The 13,683-nt window shown below is 73.2% G+C and carries 14 protein-coding genes; 5 read left to right on the top strand and 9 right to left on the bottom strand.

Going from position 1 to position 13,683, the window contains the following annotated elements; genetic code table 11:
• Positions 1 to 18: 18 nt before the first annotated feature.
• Positions 19 to 1,470 carry a glycoside hydrolase family 16 protein gene (locus C9F11_RS05100; RefSeq protein WP_138958114.1) on the bottom strand — a complete coding sequence of 484 codons (1,452 nt, stop codon included), beginning with the start codon at positions 1,468 to 1,470 and terminating at the stop codon, positions 19 to 21.
• Between the two features lie 310 nt (positions 1,471 to 1,780).
• Here C9F11_RS05100 and C9F11_RS05095 point away from each other — a divergent pair, with 310 nt between their 5' ends.
• A complete protein-coding gene (locus C9F11_RS05095; protein ID WP_138958113.1) occupies positions 1,781 to 2,062 on the top strand; it encodes a peptidylprolyl isomerase in 282 nt (93 codons plus the stop codon).
• A 146-nt stretch (positions 2,063 to 2,208) separates the two neighbouring features.
• On the opposite strand, the gene C9F11_RS05090 is transcribed toward C9F11_RS05095, so the two are convergent.
• Both C9F11_RS05090 and C9F11_RS05085 read right to left on the bottom strand, forming a co-directional pair.
• Positions 2,209 to 3,300: a HAMP domain-containing sensor histidine kinase gene (locus C9F11_RS05090; RefSeq protein ID WP_138966080.1), complete on the bottom strand. Its 1,092-nt coding sequence runs from the start codon at positions 3,298 to 3,300 to the stop codon at positions 2,209 to 2,211.
• 10 nt (positions 3,301 to 3,310) lie between these two features.
• The gene (locus C9F11_RS05085) at positions 3,311 to 4,006 is read right to left on the bottom strand and encodes a response regulator transcription factor (protein WP_138958112.1); all 696 of its coding nucleotides are present in this window, start codon (positions 4,004 to 4,006) and stop codon (positions 3,311 to 3,313) included.
• Positions 4,007 to 4,093: 87 nt separating this feature from the next.
• Between C9F11_RS05085 and C9F11_RS05080 the strand changes: the two genes are divergently transcribed.
• Together C9F11_RS05080 and C9F11_RS05075 are read left to right on the top strand one after the other, a co-directional pair.
• Entirely contained in the window at positions 4,094 to 4,726 is a 633-nt protein-coding gene (locus C9F11_RS05080) for a M15 family metallopeptidase (protein WP_138958111.1), read from the top strand.
• A gap of 23 nt (positions 4,727 to 4,749) precedes the next feature.
• Positions 4,750 to 5,907 (top strand): endonuclease/exonuclease/phosphatase family protein, encoded by a 1,158-nt coding sequence (locus C9F11_RS05075; RefSeq protein WP_249401600.1) that lies wholly within the window; start codon positions 4,750 to 4,752, stop codon positions 5,905 to 5,907.
• Between the two features lie 64 nt (positions 5,908 to 5,971).
• Here the strand turns inward: C9F11_RS05075 and C9F11_RS05070 are convergent, their stop codons facing one another.
• Positions 5,972 to 6,376, bottom strand: a complete 405-nt coding sequence (locus tag C9F11_RS05070) for an FKBP-type peptidyl-prolyl cis-trans isomerase (protein WP_138958110.1) — start codon at positions 6,374 to 6,376, stop codon at positions 5,972 to 5,974.
• Between the two features lie 280 nt (positions 6,377 to 6,656).
• Between C9F11_RS05070 and C9F11_RS05065 the strand changes: the two genes are divergently transcribed.
• The gene (locus C9F11_RS05065) at positions 6,657 to 7,682 is read left to right on the top strand and encodes a hypothetical protein (RefSeq protein ID WP_346347226.1); all 1,026 of its coding nucleotides are present in this window, start codon (positions 6,657 to 6,659) and stop codon (positions 7,680 to 7,682) included.
• 79 nt (positions 7,683 to 7,761) lie between these two features.
• Here C9F11_RS05065 and C9F11_RS05060 read toward each other — a convergent pair whose 3' ends face one another.
• On the bottom strand, positions 7,762 to 8,523 hold the full coding sequence (locus tag C9F11_RS05060; RefSeq protein ID WP_138966076.1) for a class I SAM-dependent methyltransferase: 762 nt from the start codon (positions 8,521 to 8,523) through the stop codon (positions 7,762 to 7,764).
• A gap of 179 nt (positions 8,524 to 8,702) precedes the next feature.
• Here C9F11_RS05060 and C9F11_RS05055 point away from each other — a divergent pair, with 179 nt between their 5' ends.
• Entirely contained in the window at positions 8,703 to 9,863 is a 1,161-nt protein-coding gene (locus C9F11_RS05055) for an NAD(P)/FAD-dependent oxidoreductase (protein ID WP_138958108.1), read from the top strand.
• A gap of 109 nt (positions 9,864 to 9,972) precedes the next feature.
• Here the strand turns inward: C9F11_RS05055 and C9F11_RS05050 are convergent, their stop codons facing one another.
• The 4 genes from C9F11_RS05050 to C9F11_RS05035 form a co-directional block, all read right to left on the bottom strand.
• Positions 9,973 to 10,326 carry a VOC family protein gene (locus C9F11_RS05050; protein WP_138958107.1) on the bottom strand — a complete coding sequence of 118 codons (354 nt, stop codon included), beginning with the start codon at positions 10,324 to 10,326 and terminating at the stop codon, positions 9,973 to 9,975.
• A gap of 91 nt (positions 10,327 to 10,417) precedes the next feature.
• Complete coding sequence (locus tag C9F11_RS05045) at positions 10,418 to 11,140, bottom strand: GntR family transcriptional regulator (protein WP_138958106.1); 723 nt, start codon at positions 11,138 to 11,140, stop codon at positions 10,418 to 10,420.
• A gap of 143 nt (positions 11,141 to 11,283) precedes the next feature.
• A complete protein-coding gene (locus C9F11_RS05040; protein WP_138958105.1) occupies positions 11,284 to 12,666 on the bottom strand; it encodes an aldehyde dehydrogenase family protein in 1,383 nt (460 codons plus the stop codon).
• On the bottom strand, positions 12,663 to 13,667 hold the full coding sequence (locus C9F11_RS05035) for a proline racemase family protein (protein ID WP_138958104.1): 1,005 nt from the start codon (positions 13,665 to 13,667) through the stop codon (positions 12,663 to 12,665). Before C9F11_RS05035 ends, C9F11_RS05040 begins: the two co-directional genes overlap by 4 nt.
• Between the last annotated feature and the right edge of the window lie 16 nt (positions 13,668 to 13,683).

Below are 13,683 nucleotides of genomic sequence, written 5' to 3'. Positions count from 1 at the left end.
GCGCGGGCCGCCCCGGCCTCATGCGAAGGGGATCCGTACGACGGACTGGTTGCCGGTGCCCAGGGTGCTCGGGCCGTTGCCGATCGCGTTCCAGACCTCGACCCTGACGGTGCCGCCGCGCATCGGGCCGTGCTCGCCCGTGCTGGTCTTGAGGCCCTGGCCCTGGGTGTAGTGCTCGTAGCCCGGCACCGGGTCCGTCGCGAAGTAGCGGTAGGTCTCCGTGCGGTCCCAGGAGCCGTCGCCCGTGCGGTCGTAACTCACCCGGACCTGCTGGCCGTTGGCCACCGTGGAGCCCGCGTCGACGAGCAGGTCGAACTGGGTCGGGCCGCCGTCGTAGGTGCCGTTCACGCCGGTCGCCGTGAACGTCTGCGGGGCGTGCGGGGTGCCGTCGTGGTTGGTGCCGCCCGCCGACGCGAGGGTCGCGGCAGAGGCGGTGCCGGTGGCCTCGCCGAGGGTGCCGCCGGGGCGCAGGTGCAGCGTGGACGGTGTGCCGGGGTCGCCGCCCGTGCCGCCCCGCGTCCACACCGCCACGTAGTCCACGAGCATGGACCGGCCCGGCACCGTCGCCGCGACCGGGGTGGCGCGGCCCGCGACGCCGTCGGGGAAGCCGCCGCCCATCGCGACGTTGAGCAGGATGAAGTACCCGGCGTGGCCGGTCATGTCGTTCCACGCCCCGGCGCCCACGCGGTTCTGGTCGACGCTGTGGAACAGCTGTCCGTCGACGTACCAGCGCAGCACGTTCGGGCTCGCGGAGCGGTCCCACTCGAAGCGGTACGTGTGGAACGCGGACTGGCAGGAGGTGCCCGGGCAGGCGCGGCTCGCGCCGATGCCGTTGGTCTCGCCGCAGGGGCCGCCCGGGTTGACGCCGCAGTGCAGGACGCCCCACACGGAGTCGATCCCGTTCACGTTCTCCATCACGTCGAACTCGCCGATGCCCGGCCAGTTCCAGTAGTCGCCCCGGTAGGGCGCTCCGAGCGCCCAGAAGGCGGGCCAGTAGCCGAGGGCCTGCTCGCCGGTGACGTCCGGCATCCGGATGCGGCTCTCGATGGCGAGCGTGCCGCCCGCGGGGGCCTTGAAGTCGGCGCGCCGCGTCTCGACGCGGCCGGACGTCCAGGCGCCCGCGCCGTCCCGCAGCGGGGTGATGCGGAGGTTGCCGCCGCCGTCGAGGGCCAGGTTGTCGGGGGACGAGGTGTAGTTCTGGACCTCGCCGGTGCCCCAGTTCGCCGGGCCGCCGGGGTAGTGGTGGCCGGTGTCGACCTGCCAGTTCGCGGCGGAGGGCAGCGACCGCGCGGGCCCGTCGAAGTCGTCGCTCCACTGGAGGGTCCAGCCCGGGGCCGGGGGCACGTCGGCGTTCGCCGCGCCGGGGGCCAGCAGCGGGGCGGTCAGGGCGAGGGCGGCGAGGCCGGTGAGCAGGGCGGTGCGGAGCGGGGTGCGCGGGAGGGAGCGGAAGGGGGCGCGTCTTGCTCGCATGGGGCACCTCGGGGGTGGGGAGTGCGGCCAGTTCTGAGAGCGCTCTCAGGGTTGTTTAGTTGTGGGCATGCCCCGCGTCAATGGGATGGGTGCGTCAACTTCCCGAGGGCGTACGGGAGTCGGAGTGCGGGTGGCTGTGCGCGGACATCGGGAAGGGGGTGGGCTCCCGCCCTCGAAGGTGAAGGTGTCACGGTTGCATAACCGTAGTCGTTAGTGTTTTGGTGCGGGGGGGGGATTCCCGCGAAGTGCCCCTGGGGTGCCGGACACGTACCCTGGGCGGCGTTGACGTGTACTCGAGAGGATGAAACACATGGCTAGGGCTAGCGCGCGGCACATCTTGGTCAAGACCGAGGCCGAGGCCTTGCAGCTGAAGGAGCAGATCGCGGGCGGTGCGGACTTCGCCGAGCTGGCGAAGAAGCACTCCTCGTGCCCCTCGTCGCGCGACGGCGGGAACCTCGGCTCGTTCGGCCCGGGCCAGATGGTGCCCGAGTTCGACCAGGTCGTCTTCTCGGCCCCGGTCGGCGAGGTCCAGGGTCCGGTGAAGACCCAGTTCGGCATGCACCTCGTCGAGGTCACGAGCCGCCAGGACTGAAGCGGTGGACCGGGCCGCGCCGTCGTGGCGCGGCCCGGTCGGCAGGCCCCCTCGGCGAGGGGGCCTGCGCTGTTTCCGGGCGCCTCGCGCTGTTGTCCCGCGCGGGCGACGCGCGGTCCGTGCCCGGCGGCAGGGCCGGTGACCCCTCACCCGTCGGTCTGTGGCGTCGTCGCGGGCAGTTCCACGGTGACGCGGATGCCGCCGCCAGGGCGCGGGGTGAGGGTGAGTGTGCCGTCGTGGGCGTGGGCGATGGTCTTGACGATCGCCAGGCCGAGGCCGACGCCCGCGTGGTCGGTGTGGACGCGCTCGGTGCCGCGCTGGAACGGTTCGGTGAGGGTCGAGGCCAGCTCCGGGGCGACCGGCTCGCCGGTGTTCTCGACGGTGAGGGTGACCGTGCCGGGGCGGACGGCGGTGCGGACCCGGACGGTGCCCCTCTCCGGCAGGTTGTGGACGATCGCGTTGTGCACGAGGTTCGTGGCCAACTGCAGCAGGAGCACGGGTGAGCCGACGGCGGGGGTGATGTCTCCCTCGGTCTCGAGGGTGACTCCGTGCTTCTCCGCGAGGGGGAGCAGCGTTTCGGTGGCTTCCTCCGCCACGAGGGACAGGTCGACGCGTTCCCGGGTGAAGGACCGCTGTTCTACCTGGCTGATCACGAGCAGCGCTTCGGTGAGGTCGATCGCCCGGGTGTTCACGGTGTGCAGGCGGTCGATGAGTTCGCCGGTGTCGCGGTCCGGGTCGGTGCGGGCCACGTCGAGGAGGGCCTTGGAGATCGCCAGCGGGGTGCGCAACTCGTGCGAGGCGTTGGCCGCGAACCTCCGCTGCTCGGCGACGTGGGCTTCGAGTCGTACGAGCATCGCGTCGAAGGCGTCGGCGAGTTCGCGGAACTCGTCGTTGCGGCCCGGCAACCGGACGCGGTGCGAGAGCGATCCGCTCGTGGTCATGCGGGTGGTCTCCGTGATGCGGGTCAGCGGCGCCAGCATGCGACCGGCGAGGAACCACCCGCCGACCAGGCCGAACAGCAGCAGGAACGCCAGTACGGCGGCCGCCCTCGGCGCGAAGACCTCCAGCAGGACGGACCGAATGGGGAACACACTGCCGGGCCTGTCGTCGGGGTTGTAGAGCTTCGCGCGGTCGGGGACGTACCTCAGGAGGAACACCCACACCGCCGCCATCAGCAGGGCGCCCGCCAGCATGAGGAACCCGGCGTAGCTGAGGGTGAGCTTGACGCGCACGCTCACACCGGGGCGCCTATCCACGGTCCCGCTCCTCGCGCCGGGTGCCGGGTGCGGCGTCGATGCGGTAGCCGACGCCCGGCACGGTGGCGATGATCCAGGGTTCGCCGAGCCGCTTGCGCAGGGCCGAGACGGTGATGCGCACGGCGTTTGTGAACGGGTCGGCGTGCGCGTCCCACGCCCGCTCCAGGAGCTGCTCGGCGCTGACGACACCGCCTTCGGCGGCGACGAGGACGTCGAGCACGGCGAACTGCTTCCTGGTCAGCGCGACGAAGCGGCCGTCGCGGTAGACCTCTCTGCGGAACGGGTCGAGGCGCAGCCCCGCGATCTCCCGCACGGGCGGCCTGCTGTGGGCGCGTCTGCGGTCGAGCGCCCTCAACCTGAGGGCCAGCTCCCGTAAGGCGAAGGGTTTCGTGAGGTAGTCGTCGGCGCCGAGTTGGAAGCCGGACGCCTTGTCGTCGAGCCGGTCGGCCGCGGTGAGCATGAGGATCGGCATCCCGCTGCCGGAGGCGACGATGCGCTTGGCGACCTCGTCGCCGGACGGCCCGGGGATGTCGCGGTCGAGGACGGCGATGTCGTACGCGTTGACGCTCAGCAGTTCCAGGGCGGTGTCGCCGTCCCCCGCGATGTCGGCCGCGATCGCCTCCAGGCGCAGGCCGTCACGGATGGCTTCCGCCAGATAGGGCTCGTCTTCGACGATCAGCACACGCATGCCGTCCACGCTACGAGGCGGCGCATGTCGTCGGCGTATCGAAATCCGCATACGGGCCCACAACACCGCACTGCCTTGACTGACGGCATGAATCGGACAACGCCCACCGCACGAACACCGAGCCGCCGCACGCACCTCCTCGCCGTCGCGGTCCTGGCCGTCGTCATCACAGCGATCACCGTGATCCTCTGCTCCTGGTCGCCCGAGTCCTCGACGGCCTCGAACGCGGCGGCGCACGCCTCCCGCCGGGGGCACCACGGCGCGCCCGGCGTGGCCGACGGCGTCGTACCCGACGGCGTGACGGTCTTCGACGAGGCGACGCCGGCGGTGACCCGCCTCGATCCGGAGCTGCTCGAGGCGCTGCGCCGGGCCGCCAAGGACGCCGCGGACGACGGGGTCGCGTTCCGCGTCAACAGCGGCTGGCGCTCCCCGTCGTACCAGAACCGGCTCCTCCGCGAGGCGGTCGCCGAGTACGGGTCCGAGGAGGAGGCCGCCCGATGGGTGGCCACGGCGGAGACCTCCCCCCATGTGTCGGGCGACGCGGTCGACGTCGGGCGCTCCGCCGCGACGGCGTGGCTGTCCGAGCACGGCGCCGGACACGGGCTGTGCCAGATCTACGAGAACGAACCCTGGCACTACGAACTGCGCCCCGAAGCCACCGATCACGGCTGCCCGCGCGCGTACGCCGACCCCACCCAGGACCCGAGGACGCGGCAGTGACCGGTACGGAACGAGGACTGACGATGGCACAGGCGGACGCGGCGGGCATGGCGGGCATGGCGGATGTGGCAGACGTGGTGGACGCGGCGGATGTGGAGGCCGAGACGGACACGGTGCACGCGGCGGAGGCCGGTCAGGGAGGCCGCGGCCGACGCCGTGCCTCCGGTCCGGGCGCCCGGTCCGGGCGCGTCCGCCGCACGCTTCGCCGCGCTCTGCGGCCGGGGCCCTGGCGGCGCGGCCTCGTTCTCGCGGCGTCGGCCCTGCTGCTGGGCCTGCTCATGCTGCTGCACGCGCGGATCCCGGACCGCGGCGGGATCGGCAGCCTGGTGGAGACCTTCCTGCCGTGGTTCGGCCTGTTCGTCCCGGTGCTCCTCGCCGGGGCGCTGTGGCGGCGCTCCGCCTCGGCGGTGGTGGCGCTCGTGCTGCCGGTCGCGGTGTGGCTGAACCTCTTCGGCGGGCTGCTCGTCGACAAGTCCCGCCCCGGCGGCGACCTCACCCTGGCCACCCACAACGTCGGCGCCGACAACCCCGACCCGGCCGGCACCGCCCGCGACCTGGCCGCCTCCGGCGCGGACGTGCTGGCCCTTGAGGAGATCACCCCGCAGGCGAAGCCGGTCTACGAGAGGGAACTGGCCAAGGCGTACCCGCACCACACGGTGCGGGGCACGGTCGGCCTGTGGAGCAGGCTGCCGCTGTCGGACACCCGGGCGGTCGACATCCAGCAGGACGTCGGGCCGCTGGCGGACACCAAGCCGGTCGCGGCGGTGGCGCCCGACGGCCGGGCGCTGCGCGCCACGGTGGCCACGGACCAGGGGCCCCTCGCCGTGTACGTGGCCCACCTGGGGTCCGTACGCGTGTACTCGGACGGCTTCACGACGGGCAGCCGGGACCGGAACGCGCGGGCGCTCGGCGCGGCCGTCGCCGCCGAGCCGAACAAGCGGATGGTGCTGCTCGGCGACCTGAACGGCACCGTGGACGACCGCGCGCTCGACGGCGTCACCTCGCGGCTGCGCTCGGCCCAGGACGCGGCGGGGGACGGCTTCGGCTTCACCTGGCCGAGGACGTTCCCGATGGCGCGCATCGACCACGTCCTGGTCCGCGGCGTCACGCCGGTCAGCGCGTGGGTGCTGCCCGCCACCGGCAGTGACCACCGGCCGGTGGCGGCGGCCATCAGCTGGTGAACACGGCGGGAGCGACGGCGAAGGCCGAGGCGTCCGGCCCGCCCGACGAGCCGGACGACACGGCCTAGGTGTGCTGCCACCCGGTGGTGCTGGAGTACAAGTCCAGCAGGTCCACCACGAAGACCAGGGTCGAGCCTGCCGGGATCGACGACGAGGGCGACTGGTTGCCGTAGCCGAGGCGCGGGGGAACGATGATCTCGCGCCGACCGCCGACCTTCATCCCCCGCACCCCCCGGTCCCAGCCCTTGATGACCCTGCCGCTGCCCAGGGCGAACTTGAACGGCTGGCCCCGGTCCCAGGAGGCGTCGAACTCCTTCCCGGACGCGAAGGTCACCCCGACGTAGTGGACCCTGACCACCATGCCCGGCTTGACCTCGGGCCCCTCCCCGACGACCAGGTCCCGGACGGTCAGCTCGGTGGGAGCGTCCCCCTCCGGAACGTGGACCTCGGGTTTCGTCCGTTCACTCATGGCAGCCTCGTCACTCTCTGTTGATAACTCCGCACGGACCGGCCGGGCACAGCGGCACCCCCTGCGGCAGATGTGGTCACGCTACCGAGCATGCCGATTCCCCTATGACCGAAACGACGCCTCTCACATGTCATGTGACGCATGGAACGCATTGACCCCTCGGCGCTGTCGGGGTTGCATGCTGGGGGCCCTCCGGTGGGGATCCGGGGGCGAGACCTTCCTGACTGGGGGAAAAATGAGGGGAAACAGGGACCGGAGCACCACCAGACGCGTACGGGGCGTGTTAGGCGCGGCCCTCGTGGCGTGCGCGCTCACCACGGCTCTGCCCGGAGCCGCCTCGGCCGAGCCCACCGGCGTCGTGCGGGGCGGCGGAGCCGGTGTCCAGAGGATCAGCGTCGCGGCCGACGGCACGCAGTTCGACGGCGACTCCACCGGGGGCGCGATCACGACCGACGGACGCCGCACCGTCTTCTCGTCGGCCGAGAGGGTGTACCTGCGCGACGAGCCGTCGGGGCAGCTCAAGCAGGTGGGCAGCTACCCGATCGACTCCCCGGTGCTCAGCGGTGACGGGGAGTACGCCGCCTATTGGGTGCGGTTGTTCAGGGACACCAAGATCAAGCTGGCGCAGTGGACCGCGGGCAGTTCGATCGGCCTCGACTGCGACGCCCTCAACTGCAGTCAGCCGTCGGTGAGCGGGGACGGCCGCTACGTCGCCAACGTCGCCACCATCGGTCGGCCGTCGACCAGCCAGCGCATCGACGTATGGGACTGGCACGCGCGCACCAAGCAGGAACTCGCCTGGTTCGCCCACACCGCGCCGTCCCGGCCGTCCATCAGCGGTGACGGCCGCTACGTCGCCTACCAGGACGGCAAGGCCAAGGACGTCTTCCTGTGGGACGGGGACCACGGCTCCACCTCCGACCCGATCGAGGGCCCGGCCAAGGAAGCGACCGTCGTCCAGCTCAGCGAGGACGGCAGCAAGCTCGTCTACCTCTCGGGCTCCGACACCTACGTCCACGACGTGAGCTCGGGCACCGCCCGGCGCGTGCCGGACGTCAAGGGCCTGGCCATCGACCCCACCGGCACCTACCTGCTGTACGCCCCGAACGACACGACCGGGCCGTCGCTCGTGCTGCGCGACCTGCGCACGGGCACCGACGAGGTCGTCTCCGACCGGCCCGCCACGGCCGGGGTCGACGCGGTCAGCGCCGGTGGGCGCGACGTGGTCTTCCAGTCCACGGCCGACGACCTCGTGCCCGGTGACACCAACGGCAAGTCGGACGTGTTCGTCCGTCGCTTCTCCTGATCGTCCCCGCCGCCGCGCTCTTCGGCCGCCGCACCGCTCTCGCGCCCAGGCGGGAGCGGTGCGGCAGGCGCGTGCGCGTTCAGGCCGCGGCGCGGAAGACGTACGCCGTCATCGGGGCGCTGACCGGCCCCGGGCCAAGGCGGGCCGTCATCTCCTCGATGACCGTCGCCCGGACAGCCGGCCCGCCACCGCGCTCCTCGACGGCAGCGCGCACCGGTGTCCCGGTGAGGTACCCGGTGGCGAGGTCGGCGGTCGACGCGGCCCGGCCCTGAAGCGTCACCTCCCGCTCGTCCTCGACCGTGAACCCGGCGGCCCCCAGATCGGCGGACACGGTGGCGGGGTCGGCGTAGCCGTGCGGAACCGTCGGGAAGAACCGCGGTGGGTCGGCCGGAAAGGCCCGCTCAAGACCGGCCTGCAGCGCGACTTCGAAGGCGTGCGTGCCGAGCGGGCCCCAGGTGTTGAACAAGAACCGGCCGCCCGGGGCCAGGACCCGCCGGACCTCGGTGAAGGCCGCGACGTGGTCGGCGAAGAACATCACGCCGAACTGGCAGACCACCAGGTCGAAGCCGCCGTCCGGGAACGGCAGCCGCCGCGCGTCGGCCTGCCGCCACTCCGCGCCCGGAGCCCGGGCCGACCCGAAAGCGACCATGGCCTCGTTGAGGTCGGTGGCCGTCACCGCGGCCGACGGCAGCGCCGCGAGCAGACGCGAGGTCAACACACCCGTTCCGGCGGCCAGTTCGAGAACGCGCCGCGGGCGAAGAGCCGCCGCCCTCACGGTCAGGTCCTCGGCGAAAGGCCGGAAGACCACCGGCACAAGGTACTGCTCATAGGCCGCCGACATGGACTCGGACCACCGCCGACCTGCATTGATTCCCGTCACGCCCCTGACGGTAGCGCCGCGCCCGGAGAGCCCCGCCCCGCCGCGCCGCCACGCACCCCGGAAGCCGGCCCTGCCTGACCCTCCCCGCCACCCACCACCCCCTCGTGGTCCAACTCCGCGACACCGTACGGTGGATCACCATGAGACCCCGTATCGCCGTGATCGGCAGCGGACCCGCAGGCCTTGCCTTCGCCCGAGTCCTGCACCGTCATGGCCACCCCGTCACCGTCCTCGAACGCGATCCCGCTCGCGACGCCCGGCCCCCGGGCGGCACGCTGGACCTGCACGAGGGGCTCGGCCAGGTGGCGCTGGAGAAGGCGGGGGTGCTGGCGGAGTTCCGGGCGCTGTCCCGCCCCGAGGGGCAGGCCATGCGCATCCTGGCCGTGGACGGGACCGTCCTGCGCGACTGGCGGCCTCGGCCGGACGACCGGGCCAACCCCGAGATCGACCGCGGGCAACTCCGCGATCTGCTGCTCGGGCCCCTGGACGTGCGGTGGGGGCGGGCCGTGACGGAGGTGGTGCCGCGGAGCGGGGACGGGGCGCGGGTCCACTTCGCGGACGGGCGGCAGGAGACGTACGACCTCGTGATCGGCGCGGACGGCGCCTGGTCCCGGGTCCGTCCGGCGGTCTCCGCCGTGACGCCGGAGTACACCGGCGTCACCCTGGTCGAGACCTCCCTGGACGACGTCGACGCCCGCCACCCCGACCTCGCCCGGCTGGTCGGCGACGGTTCCGTGGCGGTGTACGGCGTGAACCGCGCGATCGTCGCCCAGCGCAACAGCGGCGGCCACGTCAAGGTGTACGCCCAGTTCCGCGTGGACCCGGAGTGGCACGCGGCCCCGGGCCGACCCGCGGGTCCGGACCGGGGCGCGAGCCTGGACGGGGCCGACGCCGAGGCCGTGCGGGCGAGCCTGCTGGCTCAGTTCGACGGCTGGGCCGCTCCCGTCCTCGACCTCATCCGCCGCGGCGCGGCCTTCGTCCACCGCCCCCTCTACGCCCTGCCCGTGTCCCACACCTGGCCCCACGTCTCGGGGGTGACCCTCCTGGGCGACGCCGCCCACCTGATGCCCCCACTCGGAGTGGGCGCGAACCTCGCGATGCTGGAAGGCGCCGAACTCGCCGATGCCATCGCCGCCGTCCCCGGCCCCGAAGGCCTGGACGAGGCCGTCCGCGCCTTCGAGGAACGGATGTGGGAACGGGCCGCCAGGTGGGCGAGCATGACGAAGGCCGGTCTGGAGCGCCTCGTGAGCCCGGACCCCTCCACGGCCCTCGCCCTCTTCGACGAGGTCCAGCCTTCCTGACCGCGGATGGTGTCGAGCAGGTCCGCCTGATGGTGTGGGGCGGGCCCGCCGGGTGCCGGAGACCGGCGGCGGCCGACCGGGGCAGGGCTCCGGTGCGAGGGGGCCGCCGCTACCGGGGCCCGGCGCTGACGAAGCAGAACTCGTTGCCTTCCGGGTCGAGCATGACCTGGAAGGCCCCCTGGTCGTCGGTGACCGTCCCACCGCTCCGGGCCGCGCCCAGGCGCACCGCTTCGGTGGTGGCGGCCTCGATGTCGTCGACCGCGACGTCCAGGTGGAGCCGGTTCTTCACGGTCTTGCCCTCGGGCACCGGCTGGAAGGCGAGCCGGGGGAGTCCGGGCAGCTCGACGTGTGACCAGCCGCGGGCACGGCCGACCGGATCACCCCCGAGGATCCGGGCCCAGAACGCGGCCAGGGTCTTCGGCTCGTGGCAGTCCACGACGATCTGTTGCAGGTGCGCGCGCATGCCCGGGAGCCTACGACGGTCCCCGTGCCGCCGGCTTCGGGAGGGTGCTCCGGTGGGCCGAGGAGAGTGGGCCCCCGCCCGGAAGCGCACCTCAGGCGGAGCCGAGGCGGACGCCGAGGCCGGTGCGGGTGGGCTTCCGCTCCTTGTCCGGGGCGCCTTCGGCCCACAGGGAGCGGACGTGGCTGAGGTGGCGGGTCATGCACTTCTCCGCGGCCTTCGCGTCACCGGCCACCATCAGGTCGAGGAGTTCGACGTGCTCCTGGGCGGAGGGGAGCAGCTGGTCGTTCTCGTCCAGGGCGGTGAGGCCGTAGAGGCGGGAGCGCTTGCGGAGGTCGCCGACGGTCTCGACGAGGCGGTCGTTGCCGCCGAGGGCGAGCAGGGAGAGGTGGAACTGACGGTCGGCCTCCAGATAGCCGATGAGGTCGTGCTCGCGGGCGGCGCGGACGATCTCCTGCGCGACCGGGCGCAGCGCCTCCAGGTCCTCGCGGGCGGCGGAGCGGGTGATCCGGCCGACCATGGGGACCTCGATGAGGGTGCGGATCTCCGAGTACTGGTCCAGGTCGCGTTCGTTGACCTCGGTGATCCGGAAGCCCTTGTTGCGGACCGGCTCGACCAGGCCCTCGCGGGCCAGGTCGAGCATCGCCTCGCGCACGGGCGTCGCGGAGATGCCGAAGTCCTCCGCGAGACCCGGCGCCGAGTACACCTCGCCGGGGCGCAGTTCACCGGAGATCAGTGCCGCGCGCAGGGCGTGGGCCACCTGGTCGCGCAGGCGCTCCCTGGTGGTGATGAGGTTGCGCTGCTTGAGGTGGCCCATGGTCGTGGTGTCCCTTCGTGACCGTCGCTCGCACCGTGCCCGCGCGCTGTCGTCGCCCGCGCGGTGCCCGCGCGCCGTCGCGCCGGCACCGTGCCACGCGCCTTCGGCCGAGTGGATCACCAGCGTACAATGTCACGTTGTTTTCACGGGGACAGTGCGGGAGCCAAGGTGTACGTGCGGCTGGACGTATAGAACTCAAGGGCCGCGCGGCCCTGTTCGCGCGGGCCGTGGCTGGAGGCCTTGGTGCCGCCGAACGGCAGGTGGAAGTCGACGCCGGTGGACGGGGCGTTGACGCGGATCATGCCGGTGTCGAGGTGGTCCAGGCCGTGCAGGGCGGTGTCGAGCGACGCGGTGTGCACGGACGTGACCAGGCCGTAGGGGGTGGCGTTGGCGATGCGGACCGCGTGGTCCAGGTCGTCGGCGGCGAGCAGCACGGCCAGCGGCCCGAAGACCTCCTCGCGCAGCAGCCGGTGGCCCGGCGGCACGTCCGTGACGAGGGCGGGGGCCGCGTACCAGCCGTCGCCGTGCGGGGCGCGGGCATCGGCGAGTTCGGGCAGCCCCCGGCTGCTCTCGGCCACGTCGTCGCGGGCGCCCTCGGAGATGAGCGGGCCGCAGGCGGTGGCCGCCTCCGCGGGGTCGCCCACGGTCACGGCACGCAACCGCTCGGCCAGGGCCTCGCGCAGCGGGGCGAGGGCGGCGCCCACCGCGATGACGCGGCTGGTCGCGGTGCACTTCTGGCCCGCGTACCCGGCGATCGCGGCGGCGAGGTGGGCGGCGGCGGTGGCGATGTCCGCGTCCGGCAGGACGATCGCCGCGTTCAGGCCGCCCATCTCCGCCTGGACGGGGACGCCGCGGGCGGCGGCGCGGGCCACGACGGCCTGGCCGACGACGGTGGAGCCCGTGAAGGAGATGACGTCGGCGGCCGACACGACCGCGTTGCCCTCGCTGGCTCCACCGGGGAGCACCGTGAACACGCCGTCGGGTAGGGCCTGTTGGACGATCTCGGCGAGGCGCAGCGCGCACGCGGTGGCTTCCGGCGCGGGCTTGAGGACGACGGCGTTGCCGGTCGCGAGGGCCGGGGCCGCCTTCCAGCTGGGGATGGCGAAGGGGAAGTTCCAGGGCGTGACGAGACCGGCGACGCCGTGCGGGCGGCGGCGCGTGAGCAGCAGCCCGGCGCCGCTGCCCGGTTCGTGCACGGAGCCCTCGGCCGCGTACGGGGCCTCGGCGTAGTAGCGCCAGATCGCGGCGGTGCGCGCCACCTCCGCGCGGGCCTCCGTCAGGGGTTTGCCCACTTCGCGGACCGCGAGCGCGGCCAGCTCGTCCGCGGCCGCCTCGACGGCCGAGGCGATGGCGCCGAGCGCGCCCGCGCGGGCCGCCGCACCGCCCAGGCGCCAGCCGGGCTGTGCGACGCGGGCCCGCTCGACGGTGTCGACGGCGGCGAACGCGCCGGGCGCGGCGGTGCGTACCACCACGTCGGAGGGGTCGGCCGGGTTGCGCGAGACAACCGGGGCCAGGGCGGTGATCACAGGAGGAACCCTCCGGGGAACGGGTCGTCGGGGTCGAGGAAGTACTGGGCGGTGCCGGTGATCCAGGCGCGCCCGGTGATGCGCGGCACGACGGCGGGCACCCCGCCGACCTCCGTCTCGGCGACGAGCCTGCCGGTGAACTCCGTACCGATGAAGGACTCGTTGACGAAGTCGCGCTCCAGCGGCAGGGCGCCGCGGGCGTGCAGCTGCGCCATCCGCGCGGAGGTCCCCGTACCGCACGGGGAGCGGTCGAACCAGCCCGGGTGGATGGCCATGGCGTGCCGCGAGCGGTGCGCGTCGGAGCCGGGAGCGGCCAGGTAGACGTGCTTCACGCCCGCGATCTCCGGCTGGACCGGGTGGACGGGCCGCTCGTCGGACGCGTTGATCGCGGCCATGACCGCGGTGCCCGCGGCGAGCAGGTCGTCCTTGCGGGCCCGGTCGAACGGCAGGCCGAGGGCGTCGAGTTCGACGAACGCGTAGAAGTTCCCGCCGAACGCGAGGTCGTACGTCACCGTGCCGTACCCCTCCACCTCCACCTTGCGGTCGAGGCCGACGCAGAACGCGGGCACGTTGGTGAGCGTGACCGACGTCGCCGCTCCGTCCTCGACTCGTACGTCGACGCCGACCAGGCCCGCCGGGGTGTCGAGCCGGACCGTGGTGACGGGCTCGGTGACCGGGACCATGCCGGTCTCCACCAGGACGGTGGCCACGCCGATGGTGCCGTGCCCGCACATGGGGAGCAGCCCGGACACCTCGATGTAGAGCACGCCGTAGTCGGCGTCGGGCCGGGTGGGCGGCTGGAGGATCGCGCCGCTCATCGCGGCGTGCCCGCGCGGCTCGTACATCAGGAGCGTGCGCAGATGGTCCTGGTGCTCGATGAAGTGGAGCCTGCGCTCGGCCATGGTGGCGCCGGGGATCACCCCGACGCCACCGGTGATCACGCGCGTGGGCATGCCCTCGGTGTGCGAGTCCACGGCGTGGAAGACGTGACGCGTACGCATGGAAGTCTCCCCCCTT

Source organism: Streptomyces sp. YIM 121038, assembly GCF_006088715.1.
GTDB lineage: Bacteria > Actinomycetota > Actinomycetes > Streptomycetales > Streptomycetaceae > Streptomyces.
The sequence above is the reverse complement of the archived record's forward strand: the minus strand, read 5'-3'. Positions and strand labels throughout refer to the sequence as shown.

Coding starts and splice junctions, on each gene's coding strand:
- C9F11_RS05045 (WP_138958106.1), bottom strand. CDS start 11,140: ATGGGCCACCTCAAGCAGCGCAACCTCATCACCACCAGGGAGCGCCTG.
- C9F11_RS05095 (WP_138958113.1), top strand. CDS start 1,781: ATGGCTAGGGCTAGCGCGCGGCACATCTTGGTCAAGACCGAGGCCGAG.
- C9F11_RS05035 (WP_138958104.1), bottom strand. CDS start 13,667: ATGCGTACGCGTCACGTCTTCCACGCCGTGGACTCGCACACCGAGGGC.
- C9F11_RS05075 (WP_249401600.1), top strand. CDS start 4,750: ATGGCACAGGCGGACGCGGCGGGCATGGCGGGCATGGCGGATGTGGCA.
- C9F11_RS05100 (WP_138958114.1), bottom strand. CDS start 1,470: ATGCGAGCAAGACGCGCCCCCTTCCGCTCCCTCCCGCGCACCCCGCTC.
- C9F11_RS05060 (WP_138966076.1), bottom strand. CDS start 8,523: ATGTCGGCGGCCTATGAGCAGTACCTTGTGCCGGTGGTCTTCCGGCCT.
- C9F11_RS05070 (WP_138958110.1), bottom strand. CDS start 6,376: ATGAGTGAACGGACGAAACCCGAGGTCCACGTTCCGGAGGGGGACGCT.
- C9F11_RS05055 (WP_138958108.1), top strand. CDS start 8,703: ATGAGACCCCGTATCGCCGTGATCGGCAGCGGACCCGCAGGCCTTGCC.
- C9F11_RS05085 (WP_138958112.1), bottom strand. CDS start 4,006: ATGCGTGTGCTGATCGTCGAAGACGAGCCCTATCTGGCGGAAGCCATC.
- C9F11_RS05050 (WP_138958107.1), bottom strand. CDS start 10,326: ATGCGCGCGCACCTGCAACAGATCGTCGTGGACTGCCACGAGCCGAAG.
- C9F11_RS05080 (WP_138958111.1), top strand. CDS start 4,094: ATGAATCGGACAACGCCCACCGCACGAACACCGAGCCGCCGCACGCAC.